The organism is Paraburkholderia sp. SG-MS1, assembly GCF_012275575.1.
Lineage (GTDB): Bacteria > Pseudomonadota > Gammaproteobacteria > Burkholderiales > Burkholderiaceae > Paraburkholderia.
In genome coordinates this window covers 1-18,409 of the sequence record NZ_NPIH01000097.1, presented here as the reverse complement: position 1 = coordinate 18,409, position 18,409 = coordinate 1, and the positions used below count along the sequence as shown (strand labels likewise).

At 64.1% G+C, this 18,409-nt stretch carries 14 protein-coding genes; 12 read left to right on the top strand and 2 right to left on the bottom strand.

The annotated features are described in order from the left end of the window. Window positions 1-139: 139 nt before the first annotated feature. Window positions 140-433: a PsiF family protein gene (locus CIC12_RS06610; protein WP_168663298.1), complete on the bottom strand. Its 294-nt coding sequence runs from the start codon at window positions 431-433 to the stop codon at window positions 140-142. 435 nt (window positions 434-868) lie between these two features. On the opposite strand from CIC12_RS06610, the gene CIC12_RS06605 reads away from it, so the two are divergent. Together CIC12_RS06605 and CIC12_RS06600 are read left to right on the top strand one after the other, a co-directional pair. Beyond that, entirely contained in the window at window positions 869-1,165 is a 297-nt protein-coding gene (locus tag CIC12_RS06605; protein ID WP_168663296.1) for a YciI-like protein, read from the top strand. A 582-nt stretch (window positions 1,166-1,747) separates the two neighbouring features. Next, complete coding sequence (locus CIC12_RS06600) at window positions 1,748-2,920, top strand: transposase (RefSeq protein WP_168663294.1); 1,173 nt, start codon at window positions 1,748-1,750, stop codon at window positions 2,918-2,920. 97 nt (window positions 2,921-3,017) lie between these two features. Here the strand turns inward: CIC12_RS06600 and CIC12_RS06595 are convergent, their stop codons facing one another. Beyond that, entirely contained in the window at window positions 3,018-4,565 is a 1,548-nt protein-coding gene (locus tag CIC12_RS06595) for a mannose-1-phosphate guanylyltransferase/mannose-6-phosphate isomerase (protein WP_168663292.1), read from the bottom strand. Window positions 4,566-5,218: 653 nt separating this feature from the next. Between CIC12_RS06595 and CIC12_RS06590 the strand changes: the two genes are divergently transcribed. From CIC12_RS06590 to CIC12_RS06545, 10 genes are all read left to right on the top strand, one after another. Next, window positions 5,219-6,616 carry an undecaprenyl-phosphate glucose phosphotransferase gene (locus CIC12_RS06590; RefSeq protein ID WP_168663290.1) on the top strand — a complete coding sequence of 466 codons (1,398 nt, stop codon included), beginning with the start codon at window positions 5,219-5,221 and terminating at the stop codon, window positions 6,614-6,616. Window positions 6,617-6,715: 99 nt separating this feature from the next. Beyond that, the gene (locus tag CIC12_RS06585) at window positions 6,716-8,176 is read left to right on the top strand and encodes a UDP-glucose dehydrogenase family protein (protein ID WP_168663288.1); all 1,461 of its coding nucleotides are present in this window, start codon (window positions 6,716-6,718) and stop codon (window positions 8,174-8,176) included. Window positions 8,177-8,222: 46 nt separating this feature from the next. Continuing rightward, window positions 8,223-8,684: an arsenate reductase/protein-tyrosine-phosphatase family protein gene (locus CIC12_RS06580; RefSeq protein ID WP_168663286.1), complete on the top strand. Its 462-nt coding sequence runs from the start codon at window positions 8,223-8,225 to the stop codon at window positions 8,682-8,684. Then, window positions 8,684-9,898, top strand: coding sequence for a polysaccharide biosynthesis/export family protein (locus CIC12_RS06575; protein WP_446727989.1), 1,215 nt, complete (start codon window positions 8,684-8,686; stop codon window positions 9,896-9,898). The genes CIC12_RS06580 and CIC12_RS06575 overlap by 1 nt, the downstream gene beginning before the upstream one ends. A 119-nt stretch (window positions 9,899-10,017) precedes the next feature. Continuing rightward, on the top strand, window positions 10,018-12,216 hold the full coding sequence (locus CIC12_RS06570; RefSeq protein WP_168663300.1) for a polysaccharide biosynthesis tyrosine autokinase: 2,199 nt from the start codon (window positions 10,018-10,020) through the stop codon (window positions 12,214-12,216). A 58-nt stretch (window positions 12,217-12,274) separates the two neighbouring features. Further along, window positions 12,275-13,198 (top strand): glycosyltransferase family 2 protein, encoded by a 924-nt coding sequence (locus CIC12_RS06565; protein ID WP_168663281.1) that lies wholly within the window; start codon window positions 12,275-12,277, stop codon window positions 13,196-13,198. Between the two features lie 103 nt (window positions 13,199-13,301). Continuing rightward, window positions 13,302-14,528 (top strand): glycosyltransferase, encoded by a 1,227-nt coding sequence (locus CIC12_RS06560; RefSeq protein WP_168663279.1) that lies wholly within the window; start codon window positions 13,302-13,304, stop codon window positions 14,526-14,528. A 3-nt stretch (window positions 14,529-14,531) separates the two neighbouring features. Continuing rightward, complete coding sequence (locus tag CIC12_RS06555) at window positions 14,532-16,010, top strand: glucose-6-phosphate isomerase (protein ID WP_168663277.1); 1,479 nt, start codon at window positions 14,532-14,534, stop codon at window positions 16,008-16,010. Beyond that, window positions 16,007-17,236 (top strand): glycosyltransferase family 4 protein, encoded by a 1,230-nt coding sequence (locus tag CIC12_RS06550; RefSeq protein ID WP_168663275.1) that lies wholly within the window; start codon window positions 16,007-16,009, stop codon window positions 17,234-17,236. The genes CIC12_RS06555 and CIC12_RS06550 overlap by 4 nt, the downstream gene beginning before the upstream one ends. A gap of 100 nt (window positions 17,237-17,336) precedes the next feature. Next, window positions 17,337-18,409: glycosyltransferase family 4 protein (locus tag CIC12_RS06545; protein WP_168663273.1), on the top strand; the 1,073-nt coding region annotated here is incomplete at its 3' end.

The following is an 18,409-nucleotide window of genomic DNA, read 5'->3' as shown; positions in this document are numbered from 1 at the left end:
ACTGCGAAGGGGGAGAGGCGAGGGAAGCGAGAGGCCGCGCGCGACATCGAAGCAGATGTCGGCGCGGCCATGTTCGAGCCATCATCGCCCGGTCATCATGCTCGTTGCATGGCGCCGATGCGTTACCTTTCGGCCGTACTCAGTTCGCCGGCGCGGACGACAGGCAGGTCTTCATGAAGGCCTTGCGCTCGTCGCCTTTCTTGCCGGTGGCTTGCGTGTTGCACACCTTCATCTTTTCCTGCTGGGTCATCGGCGCGGCGGCCGGCTTCGCGGACAGGCAGGTTTTCATGAACGCCTTGCGGTCATCGCCTTTCTTGTCGCCGGCCTGCTTGTTACAGTCGGCCATTTTGGTTTGCTGGCTGTTCTGCGCGAACACCGGCGAAACAAGCACAGCGCCCAGCACCAGCGTAGCGATAGCGGATTGGATTTTCATGTGACACTCCATCGGTGGTGAAAACGTTTTGGTCGTTCATGCGCGTGGGCGTCGACGGCATCCAGGGCCCCCCGGCATGTCCATTATGGCAAATGCTGTCTGCCTGAACGGACAGAAGCGCATTACGGTTGACAGGTGCTCGCGCTCGTTTTCCCTGAGTGAAGGGGCTGCACAGCCGGCCGCCGTTTGAAACAGGCGAAAGAGACCCAGTGGAAATATGTTATGCAATCCAGATCAATTGATTAAAGCTTATTTCATGGAATCGACTTATCCACTATTTGAACCATTGATTGAAAGGTTGAAAATGTATTCGGCATTGCTGCGAATGCAAATGAATAGTAAATCGGCATAAAATTCCGTGGCGGATCAGATGTGGAATGTTGACGCCGAGGCGCTACGGTTCACCGTCTTTAGCCAGCCATAGGAGGGCTCGCCATGCACTATCTGTTGATGTACGACTTCGTTTCCGACTACCTGGAACGGCGTCCCGCGTATCGGGACGAGCATCTGAAACTCGCATGGGCGGCGTCGGAGCGCGGCGAGCTGGTGCTCGCCGGCGCGCTAGCCGACCCTACGGACGGCGCGGTGCTGCTCTTCGAAAGCGACTCTTCCGCTACCGCCGAAGCCTTTGCCAGAAAGGATCCGTATGTGCTCGCCGGACTCGTGACGCGTTGGCGCGTGCGCGAGTGGACGACGGTAGTGGGTGAGAACGCCAGCAAACCGACTCGCTAGAAGCGGGTCCAACAGGCCTCGTCGAGAAACCGCATCACGAGAAAGAGGGCGCGCGCAGGGCACCGCGGGCGCGCCCTTGCAACCCCATCATTTTGCGTCCTGCATAGACACAGTCAGCGCGGGCGTGCGTTGTTGCACTCGCCATTCGCGCGTTGCCATAACCGATTGAAAGGCGCTTTAAATCACGTGTAGGATTGGTAAATCCTATTCGGGCAGAATGCGCTATGTTGTGCCGTGCAATACGACGCTCCGCTGTCAGGTTCGCCAACACTTGTGTGACGGCAATGCGTGAAAAGACGCAGTGAAAAGGACAAGATTGTTTCTATCCGTAACACTTGTCTCAACCGTACTCACGCAAACCCTGGGATGGTATGCTTCGTGCACAAATTCTCCCATGCACGAGTGAGACCACGTTCTGTGCTTCGCAATAGGGACAAACCGCACTAAGTCAGGGCGGTATTGACCAGCCAACTGAACGTACCAGACATATTTGTGCAACCGAGGGCCGCACACGGGTCGTGAAAGCTGAATCCGTGGCAGGTCCAACGCCGCGGCCAGGCCAGGCTGCGTGGAGAAAACCCAATGTTTTTCGATGAGCTAAGCAATGACGAATGGGCGCTGCTGGCAGCGCTTGTCTCCGATGAGCCGGCCGTCCGTCTGAACCGACGCGGCCGGCCCCGCGCCGAACCGCGTATCGTGGCGAATGCCGTCCTGTGGATTCTGACTACTGGCGAGCCCTGGTCGAAACTGCCGGGCCGCTATCCGTCGGGTCCCACGTGCCGTCGCCGGTTTGAAGAATGGCAACTGAACGGCACGTTGCTCGAAATGGTCCGCTTGTTGTCGCAAACCGGGCGCACTTTCGCGTACGTTCCCGAGCCGGCGCCGCCCGTCGCGGCCAAACCCGCAGCGCCGGTTGCGGAAACACCCAGCATGCGCGACGAGAGTCTGCGTGGCGTGTCCTGGAAGAGTCCCGAGTCGTGGCAGGCGCCGGGCGTGTCGAGCACGCTCGCCAACTGGCGCTCGGCCGATCCAATCGCCGACATGACGCGGCAATTGTCCGGCTTGGCGACAGCGACGCCGGTGGCGCGCGCGCAGGCAAGCTCGGCAACGTCCGGGACGCGGCCCGCAGTGCGCGCCGCTGTGTCTGCCGATTTCGGCGAAGCGGGCGCGGTCGGCACGGCGATGGACCAGTTGAATCTGGCGATCGCGTCGGCACGTCACGCGCATGCGCCGGACGATCAGCGCAGCCCGTTGTCACTGAGTCTTGCGCCACGCGGCATGCAAATCGCCGGCCCGCACGGCTATCTGATCTACGTCGTGGCAGAGCAGGTGCCGAACGAGATGTATCGCGCGTGGGCGGAAATTTTGAAGGACGGCAAGCGTGTCGAGCGTTCCGGCCTCGTCGGTCCGCGCTTCGCTGATGCGCACGAGGCGGAGCAGTACGCGCTCGACTGGGCGCAGCAGTGGATCGAGCGTGAACGCGCGACGCAGGCCGCGGCCGAATCCGCGAGCGCGGCTCGTGCGCCGTCGGCCTATGCGCCGAGACAAACGGCACGTCCGTTGCCCGCCTTGCGTCACGTGCCGGAGCCGGTCGCGGTAAATCATGGCGCGCCGCTGCACGGTCCGCTCAATGCATTCCGTGGACCATTGCGCCGTTATCCCGGTGAAGCGCCGGCCGCCACCACCTCATCCGACGGCAGCGCGTCGGATCGCTTTCCGTCGACGTACACAGAACTCATCTCCCACGCGGGATGAGCATGGCGGTTAGCTAGTTCAGCAACACCCCGCGGCAGTCAGGAGCAACCGCCGCAGGTTCCCGCTTCATTCGTGGTGATTCAACCGTATTGCCTGATCACTGGCGTCCATACGTGTCGTCGAAACGCACGATGTCGTCTTCGCCGAGATACGAACCCGACTGCACCTCGATCATTTCGAGCGGCATCTTGCCCGGGTTCTCGAGGCGGTGCGTGACGCCCAGCGGGATATAGGCCGATTCGTTTTCGGAGACGATAAAGCGCTCTTCACCGCGCGTGACGAGCGCCGTGCCGCGCACGACGATCCAATGTTCGGCGCGGTGATGATGCATTTGCAGCGAAAGCCGCGCACCGGGTTTCACGACGATGCGTTTGACCTGGAAGCGCTCGCCGGTATCGACGGAATCGTAGTTGCCCCACGGGCGATGCACCTTGCGATGGTTGGACGCTTCCAGCCCGCCTTCTTCGCGAATCCGGCCGACGATCTTCTTCACGTCCTGCACGCGCGACTTGTCGGCAACGAGAATCGCGTCGGCCGTTTCGACCACCACGAGGTCCTGCGTGCCGACGCAGGCAATCAGTCGTCCTTCGGAATGCGCGAAAGTCGACGACGCGCCTTCGAACATCACGCGGCCGCGGCTCACGTTACGCTCGGCGTCTTTCTCCGAGATGTCCCAGATCGCGTCCCACGACCCCACGTCCGACCAGCCCGCCTGCAGCGGCACCACCACACCGGTGGCGACGCTCTGATCGGCGCCGAGTTTTTCCATTACCGCGTAGTCGATCGAATTCGACGGCGAAGCGCTGAACGCGTCGCGCTGCAGACGGAAAAAGTCGCCGTCCGCCTTGCCGCCCGCGAACGCGGCTGCGCACGCCTCGTAAATGGCCGGCTGGAAATGGCGAATCGCCTTCAGCCAGGTCGACGCGCGCATGATGAAGATGCCGCTGTTCCACCAGTACTCGCGCGATTCGACGTAGCGCTGCGCGAGTTCCAGATGCGGCTTCTCGACGAAGCGGTCGAGCTGATGCGCGGCGATCTTGTCAGATGCTTCGTCATCCGTAGCATGTGCCTGTGCGCCGAGCGCCGCGCCGATGCGAATGTAGCCATAGCCGGTTTCCGCGCGCGTCGGCACGATGCCCATCGTCACGATGTGTCCGGCTGCCGCATGCTGCACGCCGGCGGCCACCGCCGCATGGAAGCCGTCGCTGTCGGTGACGGCGTGATCAGCGGGCATCACGACCATGATGCCGTCGCTGTCCTGCGCGGCGATCGACAACGCGGCTACCGTCAGGGCGGGCGCCGTATCGCGGCCCGCGGGTTCGAGAATCAGCCGGGTCGGCTTGCCGCTCGTGCGCAGTTGCTCGGCGGTGGTGAAGCGCTGCTCTTCATTGGCCACCACCACCAGCTGCTCGGTGAGCGGGTAGCCGGATTCGAATCCGTCGAGACGACGGGTGGTGGATTGCAGCAGCGAGTCTTCGCCAAGCAGACCGATCAGCTGCTTCGGATGCTGTTCGCGCGACATCGGCCACAACCGCGTGCCGGAGCCGCCCGCGAGAATCACGGGGTGAATCTTGAGTTTGACGTTCAGGGGCATAGCTTGCGTGGACCGGGTGTCGGCGGGTGTCGCCGTGACCGGAGCTGTCATGATGGACTCCTCGAGGCTGGGTGAATGCGACGAGTTTTATCATGAAGTCTGGAATCAATAAAAGCGCGTTAAATGAAAACTATATAAAAGCGCGCAATTAAAATATCCATTTCATGTAGAAAAAATGTCCGGCCGATTTATAAAAAAGAAAAATTACCCGAAAAAAATCGGTGGCCATTTTTTTACCGCGCATTCTGCTTCAGAATGACGGCACGAGATCGGACGTAAGCTTCGTAGGGAATCGCCGGGCGCCGGTGAATTTACCTTACAGAACGGCTCAGGGAGCGCCTTCGGACACGCAGAAAGCGCTTGATCCGGTAACAATTGCCGAGCAAAACTCAGAAAAAATACCGAAACTTTGACCGATACAATTTGAGATATTTTGCGGTCTTGCAGTCCGAATTTTAATATCGCTTTATCTATACCTGTACAAGGGTATTCACTCATTCCGACATGAATTTCCCGATCCGGCCATTAGGCATTTTCAGGTTCGGGAAATGGAAGGGCAATCGCACCGCTTCAACCCGTTTCGCGTCGCGCAGGTTTATTGCGGGACGCGCTCGACGGCGTGGTATGCCCGTTTGGCGGACGCAGTGGCGACGGATTCAACCAACCAACGGATGGCACTTGACTGACGAACTGAGGGGCAGCGCATGCTGAGCGTTCTATCGAGAATCATCGACATCGCCATGGTCGCGCTCGGCGCCGCCATCGCGGCGGCCGTGCACAGCGGAAAGTTCGTGTGGCTGGACGATATGCAAAGCGTGTCGCTCGCGTTCGGCTGTCTGCTGGTGGTGGTGTTTTTCCCGGCGCTCGGCATTTATCAATCGTGGCGCGGCAAGCCGCTCTACGACCTGCTGTCGCGCGTGGCGGGCGGCTGGGTGATGGTGGAGATCACGGGCGTGCTGATCAGCTTCAGCCTGCACCGCTCGGACAGCCTGTCGCGGCTGTGGCTCGTGTATTGGGCGGTTGCCACCATCGTGCTGCTGATCGTCACCAAGGTGATCGTCTATTCGATCCTGCGTGGACTGCGCCGCGAAGGCTTCAATCAGCGCGCGGTGGCGATCGTCGGCGGGGCGCCGTATGGGCGCTTCCTGATCGAGCAGATGCGCAGCCGCCCGGAAGCGGGCTTCAGTCCGGTCGTGATGTTCGATGAGGACGGCACCATCAATCACTACGAAGACCCGGACGCGGGCGACGTGATCGAAGGCGTGCCCGTCGAGCGCGATTATCAGCGGATGATCCAGCTGGTGCGCCAGCGTGCGATCCGCGAGTTGTGGCTGGCGCTGCCGATCTCGAAGGAAAAGGCGATCCATCGCTTCGTGATGGACCTGCGCAACGACTTCGTGAACATCCGCTTCATTCCGGACGTGGGCAGTCTCACGCTGTTCAATCAGCCGATGGTCGAGCTGCTCGGCGTGCCGGCGATCAACCTGGCCGCCTCGCCGATCACGGATCTGCGCGTGCTGCCCAAGCGTGTGTTCGACCGCCTGTTCGCCCTCGCCGCGTTGACCGCGCTGTCGCCGCTGATGCTGGTGATCGCGGTGATGGTGAAGCTGAGTTCGCCCGGCCCGGTGTTCTTCCGCCAGAAGCGCAAGGGCATCGACGGCAATCAGTTCGAGATCTATAAATTCCGTTCGATGAAGCAGCACAAGGAAGAGGCCGGCAAGATCACCCAGGCGACGCGCCGCGACCCGCGCATCACCGCGGTCGGCGCGTTCCTGCGGCGCACCAGCCTCGACGAACTGCCGCAGTTCATCAATGTGCTGCGCGGCGAGATGTCGGTGGTCGGCCCGCGCCCGCATGCGCTCGAACACGACGACATCTACAAGGATCTGGTGAAGGGCTACATGCACCGCTACCGGATCAAGCCCGGCATCACCGGATGGGCGCAGATCAACGGCTATCGCGGCGAAACCGACCGCATCGAAAAGATGATGGGCCGCGTCAAGCTCGATCTGTACTACATGCAGCACTGGACCTTCTGGCTCGACATCAAGATCGTCGTGCTGACGCTGTGGAAGGGCTTCGTGGGCAATAACGCTTATTGAATCCGCGATCGGGCCCCGGGTCATGCAAGGCGACGCGCCGCACGACCGCATGCCGGAATCAACTCCACCGAATCAACTCCTTTTCTCGAGGTGCAACACATGAACCTGACGATCATCGGTAGTGGCTACGTAGGCCTCGTGACGGGCGCATGTCTGGCCGACATCGGCCACGACGTGTTCTGTCTCGACGTCGATCAGCGCAAGATCGACGTGCTCAACAACGGCGGCGTGCCGATCCATGAACCGGGTCTGCAGGAAATCATCGCGCGCAATCGCAAGGCCGGACGCCTGAGGTTCTCGACCGATGTCGAGGCCGCGGTCGCGCACGGCGACATCCAGTTCATCGCGGTCGGCACACCCTCCGACGAGGACGGGTCCGCCGACCTGCAGTACGTGCTCGCCGCCGCGCGCAATATCGGCCGGCATATGACGGGCTTCAAGGTGATCGTCGACAAATCGACGGTGCCGGTCGGCACGGCCTCGCGCGTGCGTGACGTGGTCGCGGCCGAGCTGGCTGCGCGCAACGCGACGCATATGTTCTCGGTGGTGTCGAATCCGGAGTTTCTGAAAGAGGGCGCGGCGGTCGACGATTTCACGCGGCCCGATCGCATCGTGCTCGGCTGCGACGAGGACGTGCCCGGCGAAAAAGCGCGCGAACTGATGAAGCGCCTCTACGCGCCGTTCAACCGCAACCGCGAACGCACGCTGTACATGGACGTGCGCTCGGCCGAATTCACCAAGTACGCGGCCAACGCGATGCTCGCCACGCGCATCTCGTACATGAACGAACTGGCCAATCTGGCCGACCGCGTCGGCGCGGATATCGAAGCGGTGCGCCGTGGCATCGGCTCCGATCCGCGCATCGGCTACGACTTCCTGTATGCCGGTTGCGGTTACGGCGGCTCGTGCTTCCCGAAGGACGTGCAGGCGCTGATCCGCACGGCCGCGGACCACCAGGCGAACCTGCGCATTCTCGAAGCGGTGGAAGCGGTCAACGACACGCAAAAGCGCATCCTCGCGCAGAAGATCGTCGCGCGTCTGGGCGAAGACCTGTCGGACCGTACGTTCGGCGTGTGGGGCCTCGCGTTCAAGCCGAACACCGACGACATGCGCGAAGCGCCGAGCCGTCCGCTGATCGCCGAACTGCTGCGCCGCGGCGCGCACGTGAAGGCCTACGACCCGGTCGCGATCGACGAATCGAAGCGCGTGTTCGCGCTCGATCTGAAAGACGTGCCGCAGCAGCATGCACGCCTCACGTTCGTGAAGGAAGAAATGGAAGCGGCCGAGGGCGCCGACGCGCTGGTGATCCTCACCGAATGGAAGGTCTTCAAGAGCCCCGACTTCGACGCGCTCAAGGAAATGCTGAAGATGCCCCTGATTTTCGATGGCCGCAATCTCTACGAGCCGGATGCACTGCTCGAACTCGGCATCGAGTATCACGCGATCGGCCGTCAGCACGCGCTGCGCAATGCGCCGGCGCGGGTCGGCGCGAACGGCTTGCCCGTCGCGCACGCGAATCTCGATACACGAGCGGTGAACGCCACCGCCGCGAGCCTCTAGGCCGCCTGGCCCCCCGCTCACCACGCGCCTCGTCAAGGAGCCTGCCATGTTCGCCAACGTTCTGATCGTTTGCCACGCCAACGTCTGCCGTTCGCCCGCCGCCGAAATGCTGTTCAAGGCGAAGCAGCGGGCGGCGGCGCAGGCGGGGCGCGCGACCGCACCGATCGCGTTTCATTCGGCGGGCCTGCGCGCGATGAACGGCCACGCGATGGACCCGGTCATGCAACGCCTGCTCGCCGAGCAGGGCGTTGCGTCGGGCATCCATTACTCGCGCCGTTTGGACCGCACGCTCGTGCGAGCCGCGGATCTGGTGCTGGTCACCGAGCGCGCGCAGGTGAGCGACGTCGAAGCGCTCGATCCGGCCTCGCGCGGCAAGGTTTATCCGCTCGGCAAATGGGAAGACGATTCCGACGTCGCCGATCCGCACGGCGGCGAGGAAACCGCTTACAGGGAGAGTCTCGTGCTCATCGAACATCTGGTCATGGGATGGCTGAAAAAAATATGCTGATGCAAAAACTCACTGCAAACTCATTCGCGAACGTCAAGGCCGGCTTCAGTACGAAGTTCGCTGCGACACTTTTGCTGACGTCCTTTCTGTCGGCCTGCGCCACCGCACCGGGCAATTATCTCGACACCTCGCGCCTGAAAGAGGACGGCCAGAATCGGCCCACCGAAACCTATCCGGTCCATCTGATCGACGGCAACCTGATCGCCGCACAAGCGCAGGCGGTTGCTTCGAAAACCCAGGTGCTGCCGACCTCGGCCCTGAGCGATCCGTCGCAGTACGTGTATCGTCTTTCCCCGCAGGACATTCTCGGCATCACCGTGTGGGATCACCCTGAATTGACCACGCCGCAGGGCAGTACGCTGTCCTCGGGCGGCAACACCACGCAGTCGATCGGCGGTGCGTTGCAGCAGCCGTATACGGCCGCGCTGCCGGGCCAGGCGGATCCGTACGGCCAGACCATCGCTGCCGACGGCACGATCTTTTTCCCGTTCGTCGGCCGCATCAAGGCCGCGGGCAAAACCACCGGCGAGTTGCGCGAGCAGCTCGCGAGCGGCCTCGTGCGCTATATCCGCAATCCGCAGGTCGACGTGCGCGTGCTCTCGTATCGCGGCCAGAAAGTCCAGGTGACCGGCGAAGTGAAGACGCCGGGGCCGCTCGCCATCAGCGACGTGCCGCTCACGCTGGTCGACGCGATCACGCGCTCGGGCGGCACGAACTCCGACGCCGATATCCAGCGCGTGCGCCTCACGCGCAACAACAAGCTCTACACGCTCGATGCCGACCGCATGCTCGATCGCGGCGACACCACGCAGAACGTGATGCTGCAAAACGGCGACGTGATCAACGTGCCGGATCGCACCGACAGCCGCATCTTCGTGATGGGCGAAGTGAAGACGCCGATCCAGGTGCCGATCGTGCGCGGCCGCATGACGATCGCCGATGCGCTGACACAAGGCGGCGGCATCCTGAACACCGACGCCAATCCGCGCCAGATCTTCGTGATGCGCGGCATGAAGGACCATCCGACCACGCCGGAGGTGTTCCGCCTCGACATGACGCAACCGGACTCGATCATGCTGTCCTCGCAGTTCCAGTTGCAGCCGCTCGATGTCGTGTATGTGGGCACCGCCGCTTCGACCACCTTCAACCGTGTGTTGCAGCAGGTCCTGCCGAGCGTGCAGACGCTGTTCTATCTGAAGCAGTTGACGCGCTGAACCTCTGAGCCGTAGACAGGCCCGCGCCGCTCCCTTCGAGGGCGCGGCGCGGGACCGAAGCAAAAACGCCGAAGCAACCGATACGGGATCGAATTGTGAGCAATCAAATCTCTCCACACATGGCCGGTCCGATCAAGACCGAAGAAGAGGACATCGTCCTCGGGCAACTGGTGCAGGTGATCATCGACGACATCTGGTGGCTGCTTGCAATCGCCGGCGTGATCATCGCGATGGCCGTCGCGTACTGCTACCTCGCCAAGCCGATCTATTCGGCTGATGCACACGTGCGCGTCGAGCAGTCCGACAACACGTCGCAGGCGCTCACGCAGACGCAGACGGGCGCGGCGATCACGAGCGGCTCGACCTCGCTGCCGACCGACGCCGAAATCGAAATCATCAAGAGCCGCGGCGTGGTCGGCCCGGTGGTGCAGCAGTTGAAGCTCAACTTCAGCGTCACGCCGAAGACGGTGCCGCTGCTCGGCAGCATCGCCGCGCGCCTCGCCACGCCAGGCCAGCCGGCGCGTCCGTGGCTCGGGTTGACGTCGTATGCATGGGGCGGCGAATCCGTCGACCTCGATTCGATCGACGTGACGCCCGCACTCGAAGGCCAGAAGCTGAACCTGCGCGTGATCGACGAGCAGCACTACGAGCTGTTCGCACCCAACGGCGCGCTGCTGCTGCGCGGCCAGGTCGGGCAACAGGCGCAGGGCGGCGGCGTGACGATGCTCGTGAACAGTCTGGTCGCGCGTCCGGGCCAGGAATTCACGGTGATGCGCGCCAACGACCTCGACGCGATCACCGCGTTCCAGTCGGCCATCAGCGTGCAAGAGCAGGGCAAGCAGACCGGCGTGATCCAGATTTCGCTGGAAGACAAGAGCCCCGAACACGCGGCGCTCGTCGCCAATGCGCTCGCGCAGTCGTACGTGCGCCAGCACGTGTCGAACAAGCAGGAAGACGCGATCCGTATGCTCGACTTCCTGAAGAGCGAGGAGCCGCGCCTGAAGTCCGATCTCGAGCGCGCCGAAGCGGCATTGACCGCGTATCAGCGTCAGTCCGGCTCGATCAACGCGAGCGACGAGGCCAAGGTATACCTCGAAGGCAGCGTGCAGTACGAACAGCAGATCGCCGGCTTGCGTCTGCAGATGGCGCAGTTGAACGAGCGTTACGGCGACGACCATCCGCTGCTCAAAGCCGCGCGTGAACAGATGGCCGAGTTGCAGGCGCAGCGCGCCAAATACGCGGACCGTTTCCGCGATCTGCCGGCCACCGAAGTGAAGGCGGTACAGTTGCAGCGCGATGCGAAGGTCGCCGAAGACATCTACGTGCTGCTGCTCAACCGCGTGCAGGAGTTGTCGGTGCAGAAGGCCGGCACGGGCGGCAACGTGCATATCGTCGACGCCGCGTTGCGTCCGGGCGCGCCGGTCAAGCCGAAGAAGATGCTGATCCTGTCGGCGGCGGTGATTCTCGGGCTGATCGCAGGCACCGGTTTCGTGTTCCTGCGCCGCAATATGTTTAAAGGCATCGACGATCCGGATCACATCGAGCGTGCATTCCATTTGCCGGTATTCGGGCTCGTGCCGCAAAGCGCCGAGCAGGCGCAACTCGAAAGCGCGTTCCAGCGCGGCGGCGAACGTCTGCGCTCGGTGCTGGCGAACGCGCGCCCCAAGGACGTGACGATCGAAAGCCTGCGCAGCCTGCGCACCTCGATGCAGTTCACGATGATGGACGCGCGCAACAGCATCGTCATGCTGACCGGTCCGATGGCCGGCGTCGGCAAGAGCTTCCTGACGGTCAACCTCGCAGTGCTGCTCGCGCACTCGGGCAAGCGCGTGCTGCTGATCGACGGCGACATGCGGCGCGGCGTGCTCGAACGCTGCCTGGGTGGCGCGCAGGATAACGGCCTGTCCGAATTGCTGAGCGGCCAGATCTCGCTCGAAGAAGCGATTCGCAGTTCGAACGTGGAGAACCTGAGCTTCATCGCGTGCGGCCGCCGCCCCCCCAACCCGTCGGAGCTGCTGATGTCGCCGCGTCTGCCGCAATACCTCGACGGGCTCGCCAAGCGCTACGACGTCATCCTGATCGACACGCCGCCGGTGCTGGCCGTGACCGATGCGTCGATCATCGGCGCCTATGCCGGTTCGACCTTCTTCGTGATGCGCTCGGGCATGCACAGCGAAGGCGAGATCGCCGATGCGCTGAAGCGCCTGCGCGCCGCTGGCGTGCACGTGCAGGGCGGCATTTTCAACGGTATGCCGGCGCGCTCGCGTGGCGGCTACGACCGCAGCTATGCGGCGGTTCAGGAATATCTGAGCACCTGAGCGCAGCCCGCTTCGCCTGCTCAGTCTCCCGCGCAACGAAGATAGAAAGGACATCACGATGAAAGTGACGGTACTGGTTCCGACATACCGCCGCCCGGCCGATCTGGCGCGCTGCCTCGCGGCGCTGCAACGGCAGTCGCGCGCGCCCGACGAAGTGGTCGTGGTGGCGCGCGCCGACGACGACGCGACACATGCGTGTTTGCGCGATCCAGCCGTGCCGGGCAAGTTGCCGCTCGTCATCGCGCCGGTCGACGTGCCAGGCCAGGTCGCGGCGCTCAATCGCGGCCTCGACGCGGCGAGCGGCGACGTGATCGCGATCACCGACGACGACGCCGCGCCGCACGTCGACTGGATCGCACGGATCGCGGCCGCGTTCGGGAGCGACGCGCGTCTCGGCGCGCTCGGCGGGCGCGACTGGGTGCACGAGAAGGGCCGCGTGCTCGACGGCGAGCGGCAACAGGTGGGCAAGGTCACCGCGCACGGCAGGATCATCGGCAATCATCATCTCGGGGTTGGCGGCGCACGCGAAGTCGACATCCTGAAGGGCGCCAACATGAGCTACCGGCGCGACGCGGTGCGCACGATCCGCTTCGACGCGCGCTTGCGCGGCGCGGGCGCGCAGGTCCACAACGACATGGCGTTCAGCCTCGCGGTGAGAAACGCCGGCTGGAAGCTGATGTACGACCCGCGCGTGGCGGTCGATCACTTTCCCGCTGAACGTTTCGACGAAGACCGCCGCGACGCGCAAACCATGACGGCGTTGCGCAACGCCGCGTTCAATTTCCATCTGATCCTGCGTGACCAGTTGCCGCCGCTGCGCCGCGAGACGGCATGGTGGTGGTGGACGCTAGTCGGCACGCGGGTCTATCCGGGACTCACGCATGCGGCGCTCGCGCTGGTGTCGAAGCAGGCGGGGCTGAAGCTCTCGCGCTGGCGCGCGGTGCGCACGGGCGCGCATGAAGCGCGCCGGGCGCTCTCGTGAGCGACCCCGCCAGGGCCACTACGTCCCCTATGTTCGCGCATCTGCCCCTGACCACCGTCAGGGTCGCCGATGCCTCTTTCCACCGGCAGAGCGGAGTGTCTGCATGAGTACGAAAGTTCACGTTCATCTGTTTTACGGCGCGGACCCGCGTTTTTACCGGCCGGGCGACCACATCGGCTGCCTGTATGGCTATCACCACGCGGAGTCCGACGAGTTCAGGCTGACCTACTCGCAAGACGCGCGCGAAGGCAAGCCAGTGCGCCTCGTACGCCGCGCGCTGAAGGCGCTGCTGGGCTTCGACTTCATTCATACGTGGCGCAACCGCGCCGAGATGCTGCGCTCCGACGTGATCTGGACGCACACCGAGCAGGAATGGCTGTCGGCCGCGCTGATGCTGCTGCTGAGCGGACGCAAGGCGGGCCCCGCCGCATCGCCGCTGCTGCTCGCGCAAAGCGTGTGGCTGCTCGACAAGTGGCCCTCGTACGGGATTTTTCGCAGCTGGCTGTATCGCAAGCTGATGAGGCGCGCCGATCAGTTGACCACGCTCGCGAGCGAAAACGCCGGGCTGTGTCAGCGCTACTTTGGCCGCGAGGCGCGGCCGCTGCTGTACGGCCTGAACACGCACGACTTTCCGGTCAGCGCGCCCGCACAATGGGCGCCGCATACGCCGCTGCGCATCGCCGCGATCGGCAACGATCGCGACCGCGACTGGGAGACGCTCATCAAGGCGTTCGGCAACGATTCACGCTATACCGTGAAGCTCGCGACGCGGCGGCGCATTCCGGCGTCGCTGCGCGCGCCGAATGTCGAGATCGCGCTGTTCTCGGGTATCAGGAAGCAGCACGAACTATACGACTGGGCCGACGTGATCGTCGTGCCGCTGCGGCCGAATTCGCACGCGTCGGGTATCACCGTGATGCTGGAAGCGGCGGCGGTCGGCAAGCCGATGGTGGTGACGAACGTCGGCGCGCTGCAGGATTATTTTCTGGCGGATGAAGCGGCCTATATCCCGCCGTTCGATCCGCAGGCACTGCGCGATGCGGTGGACCAGTTCGTCGCGTCGCCGGCCGAAGCGTTGCGCCAGGCGCAGGCGGCGGCTGCCGGTTTGCTGTCGCGCGATCTGACGACGCAACACTATGCGATGCAGCACGTGCGCATCACGCGCGACATGCTGCGCGCGCGTGCACAAGGTCAGACGCTAACACAAACACAAAAGCAGACGCAGGCACAGCCACACGCGCAAGGGCACATGCAAGCAAGCCAGGCCCACGCACCGCAGCAGGCGCAGCCCGCCCGCGCCGCCGCGCGCGAATCACGCGGAGGCCTCTGAACGATGTCGACGATTGCGCGAGCCCACGCCACCGACGCCGCCCCGAAAGGGACGGCCCGGCTGCTGTCCGGCGGCCCGCAGGAATGGCTGCCGCCGCTGTTGCTGTGGCTGATCACGGCGGTGCTGATCGTCGCGCATCAGGGCACGGTGCTCACGCTCGCGTTCCCCGTGCTCGCGATCCTCACGGGCCTGTGGCTGTACTTCAAGAGCCCGGCGCGCTACATCGGCTTCATGTGGTGGTTGTGGTTTCTGAGCCCGGAAGTGCGGCGTCTGGCCGACTGGTCCAAAGGCTCGTTCACGCCGACCAGCCTCATCCAGGTCGCACCGCTAGCGGTCACGATGATCAGCGCCCTGTCGCTGCTGCGTTACTACAAGCTGCTCGCGCAGCGGCGCGGCCTGCCGGTGCTGCTGGTCCTCATGGGGCTCGCCTATGCGTTCATGGTCGGCGTGATGTCGAGCGGGCCGCTCGCGGCCACCTATGACCTCGCCAACTGGCTGTATCCGATCCTGATCGGCTTTCACATCATGGCGCACACGCGCCAGTATCCGCAGTACCGCGACACCATCGTCAACACGTTCATCTGGGGCATGCTGGTCATGGGCGGCTACGGCCTGATCCAGTTCTTCATCATGCCGCAGTGGGACGCGCTCTGGATGCTCGGCTCGCAGATGAACTCGCAAGGCGACCCTGTGCCGATGGGCGTGCGCGTATTCAGCACGATGAATTCGTCGGGACCGTTCGCGTTCGCGATGATGGGCGCGATGGTCTTCGTGATGGCGGCCACTCATCGCGTGCGCTGGATCGCCGCGGCGTTCGGCTTCTTCTCGTTCGCGCTGAGCCTCGTGCGCTCGACCTGGGGCGGCTGGGTCATCGCGCTCCTGATCCAGCTCGTCAAGTCGAACAACAAGGTGCGCTTGCGCATCGTCGCGAGCGCGGTGCTGCTGGCCGGGCTGTGCGTGCCGCTGCTGGCGGTCGGCCCGGTGGCCGAGCGGATGCAGGCGCGCCTGAGCACCATCGTCAACCTGAACGACGACCAGAGCTACGCCGCGCGCAACGAGTTCTACGCGACCTTCGCGAAGACCGCGTTCACGGATGTGGCCGGCGAGGGCATGGGCGCCACCGGCACCTCGACCAAGCTGTCCAACGACGGCGGGCAACTGGGCCAGTACGGCAACTTCGACAGCGGCGTGATGAACATCCCATTCGTGCTTGGCTGGCCCGGCACGCTGCTCTACATGTCGGGCATCGTCTGGCTGCTCATGCGCGCGGTGCTCGCGTCGTTCAAGTTGCGCGACGACAAGTTCGTGTCCGCGTGCCTGAGCCTGAGCCTCGCGACCTTCGCGATGCTGGTGTTCACCAACTCGCTGGTCGGCACCGGCGGTCTGCTGCTTTTCATGAGTGTTTTTTCGATTCTTTCCGCGGTCCATCACGACAAGATGAACCGCCGACGCACGCAATTTCTCCACGGAGGCACGGATTGAGAGTCGCCATTGTCACGCACGTAGTGCGCCATAACGACGGCCAGGGGCGCGTCAATCACGAGATCGCGCGTGCCGCCCTCGACGAGAACATCGGCGTCACGCTGGTCGCCTCGCACGTCGCGCCCGAGCTGCTCGCGCACCCGAACGTCCGCTGGGCGCCGGTGAAGATCGGCCGCTGGTGGCCCACCAATCTGCTGCGCCAGCAGGTGTTCGCGTTCAAGAGCGCGATGTGGCTGCGCGCGCATCGCCGCGAATACGACGTGCTGCACGTGAACGGCTTCATCACGTGGATGCCCGCCGACGTCAACACGTCACACTTCGTGCATAGCGGCTGGTTCGGCAGCAAGTACTACCCGTTCGGTCTCACGAAGGGGATGTGGTCCGCGTATCAGTCGGTGTATACGCGCTGCAATGCGCTGCTCGAGCGCTGGGCCTACCGGCGCTCGAAGGTGATCACGGCGGTGTCGCAAAAGGTCGCCGATGAAATCCGCGCGATTGGGCTCACGCCGCATAACCGCGTCGACGTGATTTACAACGGCGTCGACACGCAAGGTTTCGCGGCGGCCACGGGAAATCGCGAGAAATTCGGCTTGCCGAAGGACGCATTCCTGCTGCTGTTCGTCGGCGATCTGCGCACGCCGCGCAAGAATCTCGGCACCGTGCTGGCCGCTTTGAAGCACTTGCCTGAGCACGTGCAGATCGCGGTGGCCGGCTTTCTGCCGGGCAGTCCGTACCCGGAACAGGCGAAGGCGCTCGGTATCGCGCACCGCGTGCATTTTCTCGGCCTCGTGAAGGAGATGCCGGTGCTGATGCATTCGGTCGACGCGTTCGTGTTTCCTTCGCGCTACGAAGCGATGAGCCTGTCGCTGCTCGAAGCGATGGCGGCCGGCTTGCCCGTGGTCACCGCGCGCACCGCGGGCGGCGCCGAAATCATCACGCCCGATTGCGGGATCGTGCTCGACGATCCGGACGATCCCAAGGCCCTCGCCGGCGCGATCGCGCGTCTCGCGGATAACGACGATGCGCGCCGCGCGATGGGCGTCGCCGCCAATCAGCTCGCCACCGGCTTCGGCTGGGCGCGCATGGCCGAGCAATACATCGCGCTGTACCGGCAGCTGGCCGGGCAGCAGCAAAACCGCCGGCGCAGCGAAGCGGAAGCGGCAGCGGTCGCGAAGACCGACGCGCTGACGCTGAACACGCTGGCCGGACAGAAGAGCGCGGAATGACGGATGACGTAGCGGCGCGGCGCGTATCGCGCCGCGCCACGCATTCGCTGCATTCAGCGCTTCATCGACACAACTCTCAGAACGCACAGGGGCAACAACCATGACGACGAACTCAATCAAATCGCTGCAGATCGGGATGCACTGGTTTCCCGAACGCGCGGGCGGCCTCGACCGCATGTACTACTCGCTGATCGGCGCGCTGCCGGGCGCGGGCGTCGCGGTGCGCGGCGTGGTGGCCGGCTCGCCGAAAGTGGCGGCGGATACCGGCGGCGCCATCAACGGCTTCGGTTCGGCCGCGCAATCGCTGCCGTTGCGGCTGATGGCGGCACGCCGCGCGCTGCGCCAGGAAATCAGCACTTCGCGCCCGGACGTCATCTCCTCGCACTTCGCGCTGTACACGTTTCCGGGACTCGACGTGACGCGCGGCATTCCTCAGGTGTCGCATTTTCAGGGGCCGTGGGCCGACGAGAGCCACGTCGAAGGCGCCGATTCGCTCGGCCAGCGCGCGAAGCGCTATCTGGAGCAGTCGGTGTATGCGCGCTCGTCGCGGCTGATCGTGCTGTCGGAGGCGTTCGGCAAGATTCTGACCTCGCGCTACCGGATCGCGCCGGATCGCGTACGCGTGGTGCCTGGTTGCGTCGACGTCGAGCAGTTCAATCTGCCGATCACGCCGGCCGAGGCGCGCCTGCGGCTGCAACTGCCGCAGGATCGGCCGATCGTGCTGGCGGTGCGGCGCCTCGTGCGCCGCATGGGTCTCGAAGATCTGATCGACGCGGTCAAGCTGCTCAAGCGCAGCGCGCCCGACGTGCTGCTGCTGATCGCGGGCAAGGGGCGGCTCGAAGGCGAGTTGCAGGCGCGCATCAGTGAAGCGGGGCTGGAGGACAACGTGAAGTTGCTGGGCTTCGTGCCCGATCAGCACCTGGCGGCGTTGTATCGGGCGGCGAATATCAGCGTGGTGCCGACGGTCGCGCTCGAAGGCTTTGGTCTCATCACCGTCGAATCGCTCGCATCGGGGACGCCAGTGCTGGTGACGCCGGTCGGTGGTTTGCCTGAAGCGGTCGCGGGCTTGTCGCCGGATCTGGTGCTGCCGGAGACCGGCGCGCGGGCGATTGCAGCGGGTCTCGCCGGCGCGCTGAACGGCTCGCTCAAGTTGCCGGATGCGGATGCGTGCCG

Excerpts from the sequence above, each read along its gene's own strand:
- CIC12_RS06610 (WP_168663298.1), bottom strand. The coding sequence starts at position 433 with ATGAAAATCCAATCCGCTATCGCTACGCTGGTGCTGGGCGCTGTGCTT.
- CIC12_RS06570 (WP_168663300.1), top strand. The coding sequence starts at position 10,018 with ATGGCCGGTCCGATCAAGACCGAAGAAGAGGACATCGTCCTCGGGCAA.
- CIC12_RS06590 (WP_168663290.1), top strand. The coding sequence starts at position 5,219 with ATGCTGAGCGTTCTATCGAGAATCATCGACATCGCCATGGTCGCGCTC.
- CIC12_RS06565 (WP_168663281.1), top strand. The coding sequence starts at position 12,275 with ATGAAAGTGACGGTACTGGTTCCGACATACCGCCGCCCGGCCGATCTG.
- CIC12_RS06595 (WP_168663292.1), bottom strand. The coding sequence starts at position 4,565 with ATGACAGCTCCGGTCACGGCGACACCCGCCGACACCCGGTCCACGCAA.
- CIC12_RS06575 (WP_446727989.1), top strand. The coding sequence starts at position 8,684 with ATGCAAAAACTCACTGCAAACTCATTCGCGAACGTCAAGGCCGGCTTC.
- CIC12_RS06580 (WP_168663286.1), top strand. The coding sequence starts at position 8,223 with ATGTTCGCCAACGTTCTGATCGTTTGCCACGCCAACGTCTGCCGTTCG.
- CIC12_RS06560 (WP_168663279.1), top strand. The coding sequence starts at position 13,302 with ATGAGTACGAAAGTTCACGTTCATCTGTTTTACGGCGCGGACCCGCGT.
- CIC12_RS06555 (WP_168663277.1), top strand. The coding sequence starts at position 14,532 with ATGTCGACGATTGCGCGAGCCCACGCCACCGACGCCGCCCCGAAAGGG.
- CIC12_RS06585 (WP_168663288.1), top strand. The coding sequence starts at position 6,716 with ATGAACCTGACGATCATCGGTAGTGGCTACGTAGGCCTCGTGACGGGC.
- CIC12_RS06605 (WP_168663296.1), top strand. The coding sequence starts at position 869 with ATGCACTATCTGTTGATGTACGACTTCGTTTCCGACTACCTGGAACGG.
- CIC12_RS06600 (WP_168663294.1), top strand. The coding sequence starts at position 1,748 with ATGTTTTTCGATGAGCTAAGCAATGACGAATGGGCGCTGCTGGCAGCG.